Source organism: Streptomyces pilosus, from assembly GCF_014649835.1.
Lineage (GTDB): Bacteria > Actinomycetota > Actinomycetes > Streptomycetales > Streptomycetaceae > Streptomyces > Streptomyces pilosus.
The window spans coordinates 104,010-120,816 of record NZ_BMTU01000019.1; the positions used below are offsets into that span (position 1 = coordinate 104,010).

At 71.9% G+C, this 16,807-nt stretch carries 16 protein-coding genes; 3 read left to right on the forward strand and 13 right to left on the reverse strand.

Going from position 1 to position 16,807, the window contains the following annotated elements; genetic code table 11:
• Positions 1 to 239: 239 nt before the first annotated feature.
• The 5 genes from IE118_RS31465 to IE118_RS31485 all read right to left on the reverse strand — a co-directional run bounded on the left by IE118_RS31465 (position 240) and on the right by IE118_RS31485 (position 5,966).
• Positions 240 to 1,937: a bifunctional uroporphyrinogen-III C-methyltransferase/uroporphyrinogen-III synthase gene (locus IE118_RS31465; protein ID WP_189561506.1), complete on the reverse strand. Its 1,698-nt coding sequence runs from the start codon at positions 1,935 to 1,937 to the stop codon at positions 240 to 242.
• Positions 1,934 to 2,893 carry a hydroxymethylbilane synthase gene (gene hemC, locus IE118_RS31470; protein WP_189561507.1) on the reverse strand — a complete coding sequence of 320 codons (960 nt, stop codon included), beginning with the start codon at positions 2,891 to 2,893 and terminating at the stop codon, positions 1,934 to 1,936. The genes IE118_RS31465 and hemC overlap by 4 nt, the downstream gene beginning before the upstream one ends.
• Positions 2,890 to 4,623 carry a glutamyl-tRNA reductase gene (locus tag IE118_RS31475; protein ID WP_189561508.1) on the reverse strand — a complete coding sequence of 578 codons (1,734 nt, stop codon included), beginning with the start codon at positions 4,621 to 4,623 and terminating at the stop codon, positions 2,890 to 2,892. Before IE118_RS31475 ends, hemC begins: the two co-directional genes overlap by 4 nt.
• Positions 4,620 to 5,387 carry a redox-sensing transcriptional repressor Rex gene (locus IE118_RS31480; RefSeq protein ID WP_189561509.1) on the reverse strand — a complete coding sequence of 256 codons (768 nt, stop codon included), beginning with the start codon at positions 5,385 to 5,387 and terminating at the stop codon, positions 4,620 to 4,622. Before IE118_RS31480 ends, IE118_RS31475 begins: the two co-directional genes overlap by 4 nt.
• Positions 5,388 to 5,687: 300 nt before the next feature.
• Complete coding sequence (locus IE118_RS31485) at positions 5,688 to 5,966, reverse strand: glutaredoxin family protein (RefSeq protein WP_189561510.1); 279 nt, start codon at positions 5,964 to 5,966, stop codon at positions 5,688 to 5,690.
• 104 nt (positions 5,967 to 6,070) lie between these two features.
• Between IE118_RS31485 and IE118_RS31490 the strand changes: the two genes are divergently transcribed.
• The 3 genes from IE118_RS31490 (at position 6,071) to IE118_RS31500 (ending at position 9,692) form a co-directional block, all read left to right on the forward strand.
• Positions 6,071 to 6,982 carry an HAD family hydrolase gene (locus IE118_RS31490; protein ID WP_189561511.1) on the forward strand — a complete coding sequence of 304 codons (912 nt, stop codon included), beginning with the start codon at positions 6,071 to 6,073 and terminating at the stop codon, positions 6,980 to 6,982.
• Between the two features lie 441 nt (positions 6,983 to 7,423).
• A complete protein-coding gene (locus IE118_RS31495; RefSeq protein WP_189561512.1) occupies positions 7,424 to 8,197 on the forward strand; it encodes an ECF subfamily RNA polymerase sigma factor, BldN family in 774 nt (257 codons plus the stop codon).
• A 253-nt stretch (positions 8,198 to 8,450) separates the two neighbouring features.
• Positions 8,451 to 9,692, forward strand: coding sequence for a DUF5667 domain-containing protein (locus IE118_RS31500; protein ID WP_189561513.1), 1,242 nt, complete (start codon positions 8,451 to 8,453; stop codon positions 9,690 to 9,692).
• 91 nt (positions 9,693 to 9,783) lie between these two features.
• Here the strand turns inward: IE118_RS31500 and IE118_RS31505 are convergent, their stop codons facing one another.
• The 8 genes from IE118_RS31505 to IE118_RS31540 form a co-directional block, all read right to left on the reverse strand.
• Entirely contained in the window at positions 9,784 to 10,851 is a 1,068-nt protein-coding gene (locus IE118_RS31505; RefSeq protein WP_189561514.1) for a lysophospholipid acyltransferase family protein, read from the reverse strand.
• 13 nt (positions 10,852 to 10,864) lie between these two features.
• On the reverse strand, positions 10,865 to 11,926 hold the full coding sequence (locus IE118_RS31510) for an NAD-dependent epimerase/dehydratase family protein (RefSeq protein ID WP_189561515.1): 1,062 nt from the start codon (positions 11,924 to 11,926) through the stop codon (positions 10,865 to 10,867).
• A gap of 207 nt (positions 11,927 to 12,133) precedes the next feature.
• Positions 12,134 to 12,232, reverse strand: coding sequence for a 30S ribosomal protein bS22 (locus IE118_RS31515; RefSeq protein ID WP_003948845.1), 99 nt, complete (start codon positions 12,230 to 12,232; stop codon positions 12,134 to 12,136).
• Positions 12,233 to 12,386: 154 nt separating this feature from the next.
• Positions 12,387 to 12,599 carry a helix-turn-helix domain-containing protein gene (locus IE118_RS31520; protein WP_004984898.1) on the reverse strand — a complete coding sequence of 71 codons (213 nt, stop codon included), beginning with the start codon at positions 12,597 to 12,599 and terminating at the stop codon, positions 12,387 to 12,389.
• A 129-nt stretch (positions 12,600 to 12,728) separates the two neighbouring features.
• On the reverse strand, positions 12,729 to 13,544 hold the full coding sequence (locus IE118_RS31525) for a phosphatase (protein WP_189561527.1): 816 nt from the start codon (positions 13,542 to 13,544) through the stop codon (positions 12,729 to 12,731).
• Between the two features lie 92 nt (positions 13,545 to 13,636).
• Entirely contained in the window at positions 13,637 to 14,809 is a 1,173-nt protein-coding gene (locus IE118_RS31530; RefSeq protein WP_189561516.1) for an acetoin utilization protein AcuC, read from the reverse strand.
• Positions 14,760 to 16,007 carry an MFS transporter gene (locus IE118_RS31535; protein WP_189561517.1) on the reverse strand — a complete coding sequence of 416 codons (1,248 nt, stop codon included), beginning with the start codon at positions 16,005 to 16,007 and terminating at the stop codon, positions 14,760 to 14,762. Before IE118_RS31535 ends, IE118_RS31530 begins: the two co-directional genes overlap by 50 nt.
• A 66-nt stretch (positions 16,008 to 16,073) precedes the next feature.
• Complete coding sequence (locus tag IE118_RS31540) at positions 16,074 to 16,721, reverse strand: HAD family hydrolase (RefSeq protein WP_189561518.1); 648 nt, start codon at positions 16,719 to 16,721, stop codon at positions 16,074 to 16,076.
• Positions 16,722 to 16,807 lie beyond the last annotated feature (86 nt).

The window sequence follows — 16,807 nt, forward strand, 5'->3', positions numbered from 1 at the left end:
CTGTCGTGGGAGGCGGTGCGCGGGTGGGCGGCTGGAGACCGGCGCCGGTGGCGCGCTGCGCGCCGCACGGGCTGTCCGCCGTGTTCCGGCCCGTGCGCCCCCGATCCGGTCCTCGGGGCCGATCGCCGTCCAGGGGGCGACGGCGGCCCGCCGGCACCGCCCGGGGGCACAACGCGCGGTGGCGGGGTGCGCCTCACGGCGCACCCCGCCACCACCTCACGCCTACGACCGTACGACCGTCACGTCGTCGACCGGCGTCTCCGCGCCCCCGGCCGCCGCTCGCTCGGCCGCGTCACCGGGTCGCCCGCCTCGATCGCCGCCAGCCGGCGCCGCGCGCCGAAGTCGGCCAGGGCCTCCGCCAGCTTGTGGACCGACGGCTCGGGAGCCATCACGTCCACCCGCAGGCCGTGCTCCTCGGCGGTCTTCGCCGTGGCCGGGCCGATGCAGGCGATCACCGTGACGTTGTGCGGCTTGCCCGCGATGCCCACCAGGTTCCGGACCGTCGACGACGACGTGAACAGCACCGCGTCGAAGCCACCGCCCTTGATCGCCTCACGGGTCTCCGCCGGGGGCGGCGACGCGCGGACCGTGCGGTAGGCGGTCACGTCGTCCACCTCCCAGCCGAGCTCGATCAGCCCGGCGACCAGCGTCTCCGTGGCGATGTCGGCGCGCGGCAGGAACACCCGGTCGATCGGGTCGAAGACCGGGTCGTAGGGCGGCCAGTCCTCGACGAGACCGCGGGCCGACTGCTCACCGCTCGGCACCAGGTCGGGACGGACACCGAAGTCGATCAGCGCCTGGGCGGTCTGGTCGCCCACCGCGGCGACCTTGATGCCCGCGAAGGCACGCGCGTCGAGCCCGTACTCCTCGAACTTCTCGCGCACCGCCTTCACGGCGTTGACGGAGGTGAAGGCGATCCACTCGTAGCGGCCCGTCACCAGGCCCTTGACCGCGCGCTCCATCTGCTGGGGCGTACGCGGCGGCTCGACGGCGATCGTCGGCACCTCGTGCGGCACGGCACCGTAGGACCGCAGCTGGTCGGAGAGCGACGCCGCCTGCTCCTTCGTGCGCGGCACGAGCACCTTCCAGCCGAACAGCGGCTTGGACTCGAACCACGCCAGCCGGTCGCGCTGGGCGGGGGCGGAACGCTCACCGACCACGGCTATCACCAGCCGGCCGCCCTCCGGGGAGGGCAGCACCTTCGCCTGCTTCAGCGTCTGCGCGATCGTGCCGAGCGTCGCCGTCCAGGAGCGCTGCCGGGTCGTCGTACCGGCGACCGTCACCGTCATCGGCGTATCGGGCTTGCGTCCGGCGGACACCAGTTCGCCCGCCGTGGCCGCCACGGAGTCCAGCGTGGTGGAGACGACCACCGTGCCGTCCGACGCGCCGACCTCCGTCCAGCACCGGTCGGACGCCGTGCGCGCGTCGACGAACCGCACGTCCGCGCCCTCGGCGTCGCGCAGCGGCACACCGGCGTACGCGGGCACGCCGACCGCGGTCGCGATACCGGGCACGACCTCGAACGGCACCCCCGCCGAGGCGCACGCCAGCATCTCCTCGGCGGCGTAGGCGTCGAGCCCGGGGTCACCGGACACCGCACGCACGACCCGCCTGCCGCCCCGCGCGGCCTCCATGACAAGATGTGCGGCATCCCTCATCGCGGGGACACTGGCGGGTGTTGACGCGCCGTCAACGACCGTCAGTTGGGGCGTGCCTGTGCCCGGGACCGACGGATCGGCCTCCGTGTGCACCTCGGCGACGCCCTGCCTGGCGTGCCGGCGCACGACGTCGAGGACCTCGTGCTCGGCGACGAGGACGTCCGCGTTCGCCAGGGCCTCCACGGCGCGCAGGGTCAGCAGTCCCGGATCCCCGGGTCCGGCACCGAGGAAGGTGACGTGCCCGTGTTCGGGAGGGGCGGGAAGAGTGGTGGGGCTCAATGTGCTCGCTCCCCCATAAGACCGGCCGCGCCCTGCGCGAGCATCTCGGTGGCGAGTTCGCGACCGAGCGCCATCGCCGCCTCGTGCGTCTCGGGCACGGGACCGGTGGTGGACAGCTGCACCAGCGTCGCGCCGTCGGTCGAGCCGACGACGCCCCGCAGGCGCATTTCCTTGACAGACTGCCCGTCGGTCAGGAGATCGGCCAGCGCCCCCACGGGTGCGCTGCAGCCGGCCTCCAGGGCGGCGAGCAGTGACCGCTCGGCCGTCACGGCGACCCGGGTGAACGGGTCGTCGAGCTCGGCGAGCGCGGCGATGAGCTCCGCGTTGTCCGCGGTGGTCTCGACCGCCAGTGCCCCCTGGCCGGGAGCGGGCAGAATCGTGTCGACCGACAGGAAGTCGGTCACCTCGTCGCTGCGGCCGACCCGGTTCAGCCCGGCGGCGGCCAGCACCACGGCATCCAGTTCGCCCTGGTGGACGTACCCGATGCGGGTGTCGACGTTGCCCCGGATCGGGACGGTCTCGAAGTCCAGGCCGTGGCTGCGCGCGTACGCGTTCAGCTGCGCCATGCGGCGCGGCGAACCCGTGCCGATGCGGGCGCCGCGCGGCAGGTCGTTGAGCTTCAGGGCGTCGCGCGTGACCATCACGTCGCGCGGGTCCTCGCGCACCGGGATGGCCGCGACGACCAGTTCGTCGGGCTGCGTGGTCGGCAGGTCCTTCAGCGAGTGCACCGCGAAGTCCACCTCGCCGCGCGCCAGCGCCTCCCGCAGCGCGGCCACGAACACACCCGTGCCGCCGATCTGCGCGAGGTGCTCGCGCGAGACGTCGCCGTACGTGGTGATCTCGACGAGCTCGACGGGCCGTCCGGTCACCTGGCTCACGGCATCCGCCACCTGCCCGGACTGGGCCATGGCGAGCTTGCTCCGCCGCGTCCCCAGCCTCAGTGCCTTCTCAGTCATCCCGGCCCTCGGTTCCTTGCGTCTCGCTTCTCGGTGCTTTCCTCGGCGCGGGAGACGGAGGCCACCGTCTCGGGGTCGAGGTCGAACAGGGTGCGCAGCGCGTCGGCGTACCCGGCTCCGCCGGGCTCGGCCGCGAGTTGCTTGACCCGTACCGTCGGTGCGTGCAGCAGCTTGTCGACCACCCGCCGCACGGTCTGGGTGATCTCCGCGCGGTGCTTGTCGTCCAGGCCGGGCAGCCGCCCCTCCAGGCGGGCGATCTCTCCGGCCACCACGTCGGCCGCCATGGTGCGCAGGGCCACGACGGTCGGCGTGATGTGCGCCGCCCGCTGTGCCGCCCCGAACGCGGCGACCTCGTCGGAGACGATACGCCGCACCTGGTCCACATCGGCAGCCATCGGAGCGTCCGCGGACGCCTCGGCGAGCGATTCGATGTCGACCAGCCGCACTCCGGCCAGCCGGTGCGCGGCCGCGTCGATGTCCCGCGGCATCGCCAGGTCCAGCAGGAACAGCACCGGTTCCGGGCGCGGCGGCTCGGCCGCCGGCTCCGGGCGGCGGCGCTCGGGGATCCGGCCGACCACGGACGCGGTCGCGGCGAGCGCGCCGATCAGGTCGGCGTCGGCCTCCGGGCCGCCGCGACCCGCCGGGCGGCGGTCGACGGCCGTGCCCGCGGCCCACGCCGCGTGCTGCTCCAGCGTCGCCGCGTCCATGCCGGCGACGGCGGCCTCGCCCATCACGGAGAAGCCGGGCGGTACGGGGGACAGGTCGAGCGGGCAGTTCTCGTCGGTGGCGACGGCGGCGGGCGGCAGCGGGGACTGCGCCGCGGGCGGGTGCGCTGCCGGGGCCCGCTCCGCCTCCTCGTCGAGGTCGACGACGATCCGCTGCTCACCGGTGCGGCCCTCGACACCCGCCGCGACCGCGTCGGCCGTGAGGACCAGCCCGGTCGCGCCGGTGCAGGAGACGACGACGTCTGCACGTGTCAGCTCGGCCGGCACCGACGTCATCGGTACCGCGCGGGCCAGCACGTTCGTGTCGTCGCCCTCGGTGAGGATCTGTGCCAGCCGCTCGGCGCGGTCCTGCGTGCGGTTGGCGACGACGACCTCGGCCACACCGGCCCGCGCGAGCGTCGCCGCGGCCAGCGAGGACATCGAACCGGCACCGATGACCAGGGCCTTCTTGCCGTCCGCCCAGGTCTCCACGGGCGCCCCGAGGGCGAGCTGCTCCAGGCCGAAGGTCACCAGGGACTGGCCGGCGCGGTCGATCCCGGTCTCGGAGTGGGCCCGCTTGCCGACCCGCAGCGCCTGCTGGAACAGGTCGTTCAGCAGCCGTCCGGCGGTGTGCAGCTCCTGTGCGCGGGCGAGCGAGTCCTTGATCTGCCCGAGGATCTGCCCCTCGCCCACGACCATCGAGTCCAGCCCGCAGGCCACCGAGAACAGGTGGTGGACGGCCCGGTCCTCGTAGTGCACATAAAGATAAGGAGTGAGCTCCTCCAGGCCGACCCCGCTGTGCTGGGCGAGCAGCGTGGACAGCTCGGCGACACCGGCGTGGAACTTGTCCACGTCGGCGTACAGCTCGATGCGGTTGCAGGTGGCCAGGACCGCGCCCTCGGTGGCGGGCTCCGTGGCGACGGTGTCCTGCAGCAGCTTGGTCTGCGCGTCCACGCCCAGCGAGGCCCGCTCCAGCACGCTGACCGGCGCGCTGCGGTGGCTCAGACCGACGACGAGGAGACTCATGCCGGCATCACGGCGGGCACGTCCCCGTCGGGCCCCTGGTCGGTGGCGGAGTTCTTGCGGGTGGCGGCGACGGGGGCGGCGGCGGACTCGGCCGCGGCCTCCTCACCGGCCTTGCGCTGCTCGTGGAAGGCGAGGATCTGCAGCTCGATGGAGAGGTCGACCTTGCGCACGTCGACACCGTCCGGCACGGACAGCACGGTCGGCGCGAAGTTCAGGATGGAGGTGACACCGGCGGCCACGAGCCGGTCGCAGACCTGCTGGGCTGCGCCGGCGGGGGTCGCGATCACGCCGATCGACACGCCGTTGTCGGTGATGATCGACTCGAGTTCGTCGGTGTGCTGCACCGGGATGCCGGCGACGGGCTTCCCGGCCATCGCCGGGTCGGCGTCGATCAGCGCGGCGACCCGGAAACCACGGGAGGCGAACCCGCCGTAGTTGGCGAGCGCGGCGCCGAGGTTACCGATACCGACGATCACGACCGGCCAGTCCTGGGTCAGGCCGAGTTCACGGGAGATCTGGTAGACGAGATACTCGACGTCGTAGCCGACACCCCTGGTCCCGTACGAGCCCAGGTAGGAGAAGTCCTTGCGCAGCTTCGCGGAGTTGACGCCCGCGGCGGCCGCCAGCTCCTCCGAGGAGACCGTGGGCACCGAACGCTCGGAGAGCGCGGTGAGGGCTCGGAGGTACAGCGGAAGCCTGGCGACGGTGGCCTCGGGAATCCCTCGGCTACGGGTCGCCGGTCGGTGAGTTCGGCCAGTTGCCACGGTGCTCCTGCGGGTAGAGCGGGGCTTCAGGCGGTCATACGTCAGGTCATACGTCCCCGGACCGCCCCGTCGCATGCAGGCTATGTCTTTGTGAACGCGTGCACAAAGATTGTGTCCGATTTGCCCGGCCAACGTGACCGGGGTCACGCAACCCCGGCACACTCGTACGGAACCGGCACACGAGCACCGCCGTTCCTTTTCTTTCGGGGGCAAAACCTCACACTCTCCTCTGTGAATCCCGCCCCCGAGACCAAGCCACCATCGATCCTAAGCGACTTTCCGCCAGTTTGGACTGGCCGGTCAGTCACCGAGCGCCTTGCGCAGGCGCCTCTCGTCCACCCGCCAGAAGGTGTGCTGCTCGCCGTCGACGAGGACGACCGGGATCTGCTCCCAGTACCTGTCGTACAGCTCCCGGTCCTCGGTGATGTCCTTCCGCTCCCACGGCACACCGAGCTCCTCGCACACCTTCTCGACCACCACCTGCGCGTCGTCGCAGAGATGGCAGCCGGGCTTGCGGACGAGGGTGACGAGCCGGTCCCGCGGAGCGGCCGGGGGGGTGCGGCGGAAGAGAGAGCTCATACGGGCCATTGTCGCGCCCTCCTTAACGACACGGACCCGGAGAGTTCACGACGCTCCCACCTCTCGGCTCCGGAACACGCCCGCCGACTGGCTATGCTCACGCCATGGCCGCTCTCGGATGGCTCACCCCCCGTAGGCGCTCCGCCACGGCGCGGAGCGTGTTGGCAGGCGAGGCCTCGGCGGAGGCCGCACGGAAGTCCACCCAGGAGATTTCCGAACGCGAACCCGAATTCCCCGTGCCGGGTGACGAACGGGCCGCCGCGTTCTTCGACCTGGACAACACGGTGATGCAGGGCGCGGCCCTGTTCCACTTCGGGCGCGGCCTGTACAAGCGGAAGTTCTTCGAGACCCGCGAGCTCGCCCGGTTCGCCTGGCAGCAGGCGTGGTTCCGGCTCGCCGGCGTCGAGGACCCCGAGCACATGCAGGAGGCCCGCGACTCGGCGCTCTCCATCGTCCAGGGCCACCGCGTCTCCGAGCTGCAGTCCATCGGCGAGGAGATCTACGACGAGTACATGGCCGAGCGGATCTGGCCCGGCACCCGGGCGCTGGCCCAGGCGCACCTCGACGCGGGCCAGCGGGTGTGGCTGGTCACGGCTGCACCGGTGGAGATCGCCACGGTGATCGCCCGCCGGCTGGGACTGACCGGCGCGCTGGGCACGGTCGCCGAATCGGTCGACGGCGTGTACACGGGCAAACTGGTGGGCGAACCGCTGCACGGCCCGGCCAAGGCGGAGGCGGTGCGCGCCCTGGCGCTCGCCGAGGAGCTGGACCTGGGCCGCTGCGCCGCGTACAGCGACTCGCACAACGACATCCCGATGCTGTCGCTGGTGGGCCACCCCTACGCGATCAACCCCGACTCCAAGCTCCGCAAGCACGCCCGCCGCATGGACTGGCGACTGCGCGACTACCGCACCGGACGCAAGGCCGCCAAGGTCGGCATCCCCGCGGCGGCGGGCGTCGGCGCGGTCGCCGGCGGCACCGCGGCGGCCATCGCCCTCCACCGCAAGCGCCGCTGACCTCCTCACCCCGCGGCCCCGGGGCGCACCGCGTACGGCACCGCGGGCAATCCCACCGGGACGACACGCTCGGTTGACGGTCCCCCATGACCGACCCCGACCAGATCTCCCGCTCCGCCCCCAAACACCCCGAATCCAACTCCCTTACCCCGCAACCCCCCTGTTCAGTCACGTTGGCTGCACACGGCCACAACTCGCCCTGCTCGTGGCCCCAATACGAAAGCTTCCGGTCAGCAACCGGTCACCCCGCAGGGCCTGAACGAACGTCAACCGGTTACGGAAGCGACGTAATCGGTGATTTGAGCAACTCGGTGTAGCAGAGCCTGCACGAAGCGTTATTCTCCTCAGACGCAATCCGGGACCAACCCGTCGCTACGACGGGTGAACGGCCCCGCACTGCATGTACTGCACGTGATCGAAAGCTCTGCCTCTGGGAGTCCCGTGTACCCACACGTCGGGGTTGACGCCTCGGGCCTGGCTACGCTGCGCGCGACCGTCGCGACAGCCCGAGACATGCTGCGCGCCGCCGTCCCCACCGCGCACACCGTCCCGGCATTCGCCGCCGCCCCCGCCGGCCCGTGCTACGCCCTCGCCGAGGGCATGGGCGCCGCCGCCGTCGGCAGACGGGGGCGTGCGACCACCACCCGCCGCCCCGCCGCCGACAGCGACAGCGCCCGGATGATGGACCTCGTGGAGCGCGCCCAGGCCGGTGAGGCCGAGGCCTTCGGGCGGCTCTACGACCAGTACAGCGACACCGTGTACCGGTACATCTACTACCGCGTCGGCGGGAAGGCGACCGCCGAGGACCTCACCAGCGAGACCTTTCTGCGGGCACTGCGCCGCATCGGCACCTTCACCTGGCAGGGCCGCGACTTCGGTGCCTGGCTGGTGACCATCGCCCGCAACCTCGTCGCCGACCACTTCAAGTCCAGCCGCTTCCGCCTCGAGGTCACCACCGGGGAGATGCTCGACGCCAACGAGGTCGAGCGCTCCCCCGAGGATTCCGTTCTCGAGTCCCTGTCCAACGCCGCCCTCCTCGATGCCGTACGACGACTCAACCCCCAACAGCGGGAGTGCGTCACGCTCCGGTTCCTCCAGGGCCTGTCCGTCGCCGAGACCGCGCGGGTGATGGGCAAGAACGAGGGCGCCATCAAGACCCTCCAGTACCGTGCCGTCCGCACCCTCGCCCGACTCCTCCCGGACGACGCCCGCTGACCGGACCGACCCCCACCAGGCCGGACACTATCCGCGATACCCAACTCACGGAAAGTGAAAGTCGGTTGACTTCTCCATCAGGCCGCGCCACCTCCGTAACCCAGGTGCCGTGCCGCTCGTTGTGCGGGATACAGGCTCCCTGTGGTCACCCGCCGACCGACTGCGATCACCCGATCGAGTGGCCCTGGTCGGGGCGGGGAACCCTCAGGACCCCCTGGGGAGTCGACCGTCATGACGAGAGGAGGTGCCGCCAGTGATCGCGAACGTATCGGCGCACCGGCGGGCGAACGCCTTCGCCCAGGCCCTGGAGGAGCAGTCCGACCGGGGCGCGGCGGCCGAGCAGTCCGAGGGACCGGCACCGGCAGCGGCCGCCGCGGAGGGTGAGCAGGCACGACTGCTCGCGCTGACCTCGGGCCTCGGCGCACTGCCCAAACCGGAGCTGGACCCCGAGGTCAAGGTCGTCCAGCGGGCCCAGCTGGTGGCCGCGTTCGAGGCCATGCTCCAGGAGGGCACCGCGGCGGGCGAGGCGACGGATCAGGCCGTCCCCGAACAGCGTTCGCGCCGGGCCCGGGGCGCACACCGGGCGACCCCCCTGGGCACACTGCGACCACGGTCGCGGCTGGCCAAAGGACTCACCGCGGGCGGACTCACCGTCGGCGTCGCCGCCGGGGCCCTCGGCGGAGTAGCCGTCGCCAGCTCCGACGCCCTGCCCGGCGACTCCCTCTACGGGCTCAAGCGCGGCATCGAGGACGTGAAGCTCACTCTCGCCGACGGCAGCGACGAGCGCGGCCGGGTCCACCTCGACCACGCCTCCACCCGGCTCGGCGAGGCACGCCGTCTCATGGAACGCGATCGCGGCGGCCCCCTCGACCACGAATCACTCGGCGAGATCCGCCGCGCCCTCTCCGGCATGCGGCACGACGCCTCCGAGGGCCACCGGCTGCTGCGCGAGGCCTACCGGCGGGACCCCGACTCCCTGGGCCCCATGCAGGCACTCTCCTCCTTCTCGCAGGCGCACCGCGCCACCTGGGGCACCCTGCGCGACAGGCTTCCGGTGCAGCTGGGAGACGTCAGTGAACAGGTCTCGTCGGTGTTCGACGCCATAGACGAAGACGTCGCCCCGCTGCAGTCCCTGCTCCCCCAGCCCCCGAACGACAAGACCCGTGAGGGGACCCGGCCCAGCGGCTCCGAGTCCGCACCCGGCGGCGCGACGGAGGCCGGCCCCTCGCAGTCCCCCGGCACCGACGACGACGGCACCGCAGGGAGCGGCTCCCGGAGCGCCGCCCCTTCCGGCTCCGCGGACGCCGACCGCCAGGACGACGGACTGCTCGGCGGCAACACCGGCGGTCTGCTCGACCCGCCCAAGGAGAGCGGCTCCCCCACGGCACCGCCCACGGGCTCCGCCACCCGGCCCCCCGCCCCCGACGTCACCCTCCCGCCCCTCCTGCCCGGCCTCCTGCCGGGCCTGGGCATCGACGCCGAGGACGCGGACTAGGCGCAAGGACGCGGCACAGCCCGGGGGGCGCCCCTCACCACGAGGGGCGCCCCCCGGGGGACGGATGCGCGCACGAGGCCCGACGGCGGCTTCAGAAGAACACCGACCGCCGCTGCACCAGCAGTTTGTACAGCGTGTGCTGGATCTGTTCCCGGACCTGGTCGGTCAAATTGAACATCAGCATCGGATCCTCCGCCGCCTCCAGGGGATAGCCGTCCGTCGGGATCGGCTCACCGAACTGGATCGTCCACTTCGTCGGCAGCGGCACGGCCCCCAGCGGCCCCAGCCACGGAAACGTCGGTGTCAGCGGGAAGTACGGGAAGCCCAGCAGCCGGGCCAGCGTCTTCGCGTTGCCGATCATCGGGTAGATCTCCTCCGCCCCGACGATCGAGCACGGAATGATCGGCACCCCCTGCCGCAACGCGGTCGAGACGAACCCGCCCCGCCCGAACCGCTGCAGCTTGTACCGCTCACCGAAGGGCTTCCCGATCCCCTTGAACCCCTCCGGCATCACCCCCACCAGCTCCCCCTGCGCCAGCAGCCGCTCCGCGTCCTCCGCGCAGGCCAGGGTGTGCCCCAGCTTCCGGGCGAGCTCGTTGACCACCGGCAGCACGAACACCAGGTCCGCCGCGAGCAGCCGCAGATGACGGTCGGCCGGATGGTGGTCGTGGACGGCGACCTGCATCATCAGACCGTCCACCGGCACCGTCCCGGAATGGTTGGCGACGATCAGCGCGCCGCCCTCCGACGGGATGTTCTCGACGCCCTTCACCTCGACCCGGAAGTACTTCTCGTACAGCGGGCGCAGCAGCGACATCAGAACCTGGTCGGTGAGCTCCTCGTCGTAGCCGAAGTCGTCGACCTCGTAGTCCCCGGTGAGCCGGCGCCGCAGGAAGGCCAGACCGCTCGCGACGCGCCGCTCCAGACCGCCGCCGTCCCTCCCGGCGGTCTGTTCCTGGGGCCGCTCGTCCTCACCGGTCACCGGATCATCGTCCTGCACGGACGCGACACCCGGCAGGGGCTGCACCTCCCCGACCGCCGCGGGCTGCCCGCCCCCCGGGCGCCGGGTCCCCGCACCGCGGCGGCGCGACGGGCGCTGAGCGCCACCGCCACGGGAGCGGTGGTCGTCGTCGAACGGAATGACCTTGGCGTCCGCCATCGTTGCTGGCTCCTCAGTCGGCGCTCTGCGTAAGGGAGTGTCCGCCGCCCGGCAGGGGCAGCGCGGCGATCCGGTCGACGGCCCCCGCGAGGGCCTGAGGCGGAAGCAGCCCGGGTCCACGACTGCGCACGAAGTCCGCAAACGTTTCAGCAGTCGAGTACTTCGGGGTGAATCCCAGCGTCTCCCGCATCTGGTCCGTCGACACCACCCGTCCGTGGGTGAGCAGCCGGATCTGCTCGGGCGAGAAGTCCGTCATCCCCAGCGTACGCACCAGCGAGCCCACCCAGGTGACGGCGGGGAGCAGCAGCGGCACGGTGGGCCGGCCCAGCCGCCGCGCGCACTGCGACAGCAGCAGCACACCGTCACCGGCGATGTTGAAGGTGCCGCTGTTGAGCGTGCCCCGCTCCGGTTCGTGCGAGCCGATCCGCAGCACCTCGACGACGTCGTCCTCGTGCACGAACTGCAGCCGCGGGTCGTAGCCCAGCACGGTCGGCAGCACCGGCAGCGAGAAGTACGAGGCGAGCGGGCTGTCCGCGGCCGGCCCCAGGATGTTCGCGAACCGCAGCACGCACACGGCGACGTCGGGGCGGCGCCGCGCGAAGCCGCGCACGTACCCCTCGACCTCCACCGTGTCCTTCGCGAAGCCGCCGCTGGGCAGCGACTTGGGCGTGGTCGTCTCGGTGAAGACCGCCGGATCGCGCGGCGCCGAACCGTAGACGTTCGTACTGGACTTCACGACCAGCCGCTTGATGCTCGGCGACTTCTGACAGGCACCCAGCAACTGCATGGTGCCGATGACGTTGGTCTCCTTCAGCGCGGCCCGGCTGCCGCTGCCGAACGGCGTCCCGGTCACGTCGAGGTGCACGACCGTGTCCGCATCCGACTCGGCGAGCACCCGCGCGATGGTGGGCTGACGGATGTCCGCCCGGACGAAGTCGGCGCCGCCCAGGTGGTGCTCCGGGGGGACCGCGTCCACGCCGACGACCCGGTCCACCCCGGGATCCCGCAGGATCCGCCGGACGAAACGGCCCCCCAGCTGCCGGGCCACCCCGGTCACGAGCACGACCCTTCCCAAGATCAGCGCCTTCCTCTCGCCCTGCTCCCGACGGCCAACCTATCGGGTCGCCGTCGCTCTGTGGTACCGGCCGGGTGCTTGACGTGACGGCGGCCCCGAACGTACGAGTGCCCCGGCCGCGCGGACGCAGCCCCCGGACCCACGCACGGCAGTGGCCCCCCACCGAACCGCGGTGGGGGGCCACTGGACACGCTGTCGCGCTGTCGCTTACTTCTTGTTGCGACGCTGAACGCGCGTGCGCTTGAGCAGCTTGCGGTGCTTCTTCTTGGCCATCCGCTTGCGCCGCTTCTTGATAACAGAGCCCACGACTACCCTCGCTCACTTCTCATCACTCGGTGTTTGGGCGCCATGGGCCCACACGACCTACGAGGGGCTAGCCTACCCGCCCGAGCGCTGAGGTCGTAATCGAGGTGACCGGGGAGGCCCATGAGTGCCCTGTACGGGTCTCCCCGGCACGCCGTCAGGCGGTTTCCACCCCCACGTAGCTCTCGCGGAGGTACTCGTGAACCGCTTGCTCCGGGACGCGGAACGACCGCCCCACCCGGATCGCGGGCAGATGACCGCTGTGCACCAGGCGGTACACGGTCATCTTCGACACTCGCATCACCGAGGCGACTTCCGCCACGGTAAGGAACTGAACCTCGTTCAGAGGCCTCTCGCCAGCTGCAGCCATGACACACCTGCACCTTCCGCACTCGACGGCCACCGGCTTCCCCTTCCGGTGACTCTTCGTCGCTGCGTGCTCACTCCCCAATGTAGGGGCGGGTGATGCGAGTGGGGAAGAGGTGCACCCATCGGCGGCCTACTGTGACAGACACGCTCGATTGAGTACGTAGCGGGCCAGCGGCAGGTAGTAATCGGATCGCACGCCGTCATCAAGTGGAACGGCCACCGCCACCACTCCCTCGGCCTCCCCGACGAACGGGGCCGGGTCGTTCACATCGGCCGGCCCGACGGCCTCGAACCCCAGCTGACCTGCCCCGCAGACCCAGCCGTGATCACCGATCACCAACTCCGGAAGCGGCCCGCCGGCGTCGGCAGCCGCGGCGAGCGCGGTCCGAACCGGGAGGGGGGAGTGCGTGTGTGCGCCCGGCTCACAACCGGGGCTCCGGGAGGTCGCGCTCCGGACGAGCCCGACTCCCCGTACGTAGTCGAGGTTGTAGGTGCGTAGACCGAACCGGGTCGTTATGTCGACACGGCGACCCTGCGCCGGGGTGAGGACAGCACATCCCGCCGCCGACAAAGCGTCTGCGAGAACGGCGTAGAAACCGAGCAGCCGGTGCGGATGACCGGTCCCGAGGAGCACCGGGGCACCACGCTCCGCGGCCGTCGCCAGCCGCTCCGCACAGGCGTCCAGCGCGCACAGGGTGCGCCCGGGGTCGATCACATCATGGCCCAGAACGCGCCCCGGGTCGGCCGGAACTCCGCATTTCTCCGCCATCAACGCGATCAGATCCCGTTCACGCCAGGCCCGTTCGGGATCCAGTCCGATCAGCAGGCGCGGGTCCCGGGCCGCGAACGACCGGTAGCTGCGCAGGCTCTCCTCGCGCGTGGTGCCCACCACGCCGGCGATCCGGGCAGCCAGGAGGTGCGCACGAAGGCCGTCGGTGGTCAGCAGCACACAAGCGATGGTGCGCCACCCGGACGGGGAACGCGGCCGGAACAGGACCGACACCGCACGGTCGGCGTAACGGGCGCCGGCCCCGCGACCTAGGGCAGCAGTCCCCGCAGCGGGAACACCGCCCGCCGGGCCGCCAGGATCGCCTGGTCGAGCCGGTCCGCCGGGTCGTACCCCTCGTCCCACGCGGCCCAGGTCACCGGCCACCGCCCGTCCGTCATCCGCCGCGGCGCCGGCTGCCGGGTCCGGGCGTAGACCTGCTGCCGCCACTCCTCCGGGATCATCGTGGTGGGCTCCACGGGCCGCCCGGCGGCGATGCCCACCAGGTGCGTCCAGGACCGGGGCACCACTTCCACCACCGCGTATCCGCCGCCGCCCAGCGCCACCCACCGCCCGTCGGCGTACTCGTGCGCCAGCTCGTGGCACGCCACCTGCACCGCCCGCTGCGCGTCCAGCGACACCGCCAGGTGCGCCAACGGGTCCTCGAAGTGCGTGTCGGCCCCGTGCTGCGTCACCAGCACCTGCGGCCGGAAGTCCGCGATCAGCTCCGGCACGACCGAGTGGAACGCCCGCAGCCATCCCGCGTCCCCGGTGCCGGCGGGCAGCGCGACGTTGACCGCACCGCCCTCCGCACCGCCCGCGCCGGTCTCCTCGGGCCATCCGGTCTGCGGGAACAGCGTCCGCGGATGCTCGTGCAGCGAGATCGTCAGGACGCGCGGATCCTCCCAGAACGCCGCCTGCACCCCGTCCCCGTGGTGGACGTCGACGTCGACGTACGCGACCCGTTCCGCGCCCAGTTCCAGCAGCCGGGCGATGGCGATCGAGGCGTCGTTGTACACGCAGAAACCGGAGGCGGCACCGGGCATCGCGTGGTGCAGCCCGCCCGCGAAGTTCACCGCGTGCAGCGCCTCACCGCGCCACACGGCTTCCGCGGCGCCCACGGACTGCCCCGCGATCAGGGCCGACACCTCGTGCATCCCGGCGAACGCGGGATCGTCCATCGTGCCGAGCCCGTACGACTGGTCGGCGGCGGCGGGGTCCGCGGACGCGGCCCGCACCGCCTCGATGTAGTCCTCCCGGTGGACGAGTCGCAGCGTCGACACCCCGGCCGCCTTCGCCGCGACCACCTCCACCTCACGGTCCAGCCCGAAGGCACCGACCAGGCTCCGGGTCAGCGCGAGCCGGACCGGGTCCATCGGATGGTCCCGGCCGAAGTCATAGCCCGTTACTGCCTCGTCCCACATCAGCTGTGCGCGGCCGCTCATGCCCGCCACCGTATCGGTCCGGTTCGGGCGCGAACGACTTGGCGTACATCAGGGTCACCAGCACCAGCACCATCGGCACCAGCATCGCCCCGCGGTAGCTCCACGCGTCACCGAGCGCCCCGACCAGGGGCGAGCCGATCAGGAATCCCACGTAGTTGAAGACGTTCAGCCGCGCTATCGCCGCGTCCGAGGCGCCCGGGCCGCCCCGCTCGGCGGCCCGCCGCCCCGCCGCCGCGAAGGTCTGCGGCACCAGCACGCACAGTCCGAGCCCCAGCAGCGTGAACCCCAGCATCCCCGCCCACGCTCCGGGCGCCCCGGCCACCACGGCGAATCCCGCAGCCGCCACCAACGTCCCCGCCCGCACCACCGCCACGGCCCCGAACCGCCGGACCCCGACGTCGCCGAGGGTCCGCCCGAGCAGCGTGGTGACCATGTAGACGTTGTACGGGACGGTCGCCAGCTGCTCCGAACTGCCCAGCACGTCCTGGAGGTACTTCGCGCTCCAGTTGGAGACCGTCGAGTCCCCGATGTACGTCACGGTCATCACCAGGCACAGCGGCAGCATCCAGGTGAGGCCGGCGGCCGCGCCCGCACCCCCGGCCGCCGGCGCGGGCCCGGGCGCCGTGGCCGCCGTTTCGCTGCCCCCGTCGACGTACCACCGGCTGCCCGCCAGCGCGGCCGGCAGCAGCACCAGCACCACCGGCAGGTACGACACCCACAGCGGCAGGTCCCCGCGTGCCCCCACCCATGCCAGCGACGCCCCGACGATCCCGCCCAGGCTGTAGGCGGCGTGGAAACTGAGCATGATGCTGCGCCGGTACGCCCGTTGCAGGCTGACGCCGAGCATGTTCATCGACGCGTCCAGCGCCCCCACGGCCAGCCCGAACACGGCCAGCGCCACGGCGAGGCCGGCCATGTGCCGTCCGGCACCCACCCCGAGCAGCGCGAGCAGCACCACGGGCTGCGACCACCGCAGTACCCGGCTCGGCGGGATCCGCTTCACGAGCCGTTCGGTGGTGACGCTGCCGATGCCGGCCAGGATCGGGACAGCGGCGAGGAAGACGGGCAGCAGCGCGTCGGAGACCCCGTACCGGTCCTGGATGGCCGGAATGCGTGTCACGAGCAGAGCGAAGGCGACGCCCTGCACGAGGAAGCTGAACGCCAGCGAGGCCCTGCCGCGCCGCAGCACATCAGTCATGGCGGCGAGCGTAGGGCCCGGGGGTACCGGTGGGTAGATCCGGTCAAAGGTGAATCGGGCTCAGTTTCACGCGTGCAGCAGGGGGTTTAGCTCCCGCATGTCGTCGAAGAACCGGGCCGCCCCGGCCAGCTTCGCGGCCGGCGTCATCGCGGTGAACCCGTACACGTCCATCCCGGCCGCGACCGCCGCCCGCACACCCAGGGGGCTGTCCTCGACGACCACGCACCGCTCGGGCGCGACACCCATCCGCTCGGCCGCGTACAGGAACAGGTCGGGGGCGGGCTTGCCCCGTCCGACGTCCTGGGAGCTGAAGATCCGCTCGTCGTCGAACCACCGGTCGAGACCCGCGGAGCGGTGCCCCACCCGGATCCGCTCGTGGCTCCCCGACGAGGCCACGCAGTACGGCACTCCGTCGGCGGTGAGCTGCTCCAGTACGTCCGTGGCTCCGACGACCGGCTTCAGCTCCCGTTCGAAGGCGGCGAAGACCCGGGTGTGGAACACGTCGTCGAAGTCCGCCGGCAACCGCCGTCCCGTCCGCTCCTCGACGAGGTCGTGCACGCGGTGCATGGCGGAGCCCATGTAGTCGCGGATGGATTCCTCGTAGGAGGTGGGGTGCCCGAGCTCCGTGAGATAGGCGGCCAGGAGCCGGTTGGAGATCGGCTCACTGTCGACGAGTACTCCGTCGTTGTCGAATATGACGAGGTCGTAGCGCATACCCCGACCTTAAACGACCTTAAACGCAGAAAGCCCCGTGCCGAAGGGCACGGGGCTTTCTCAACAATTGTTCGGCGGCGTCCTAC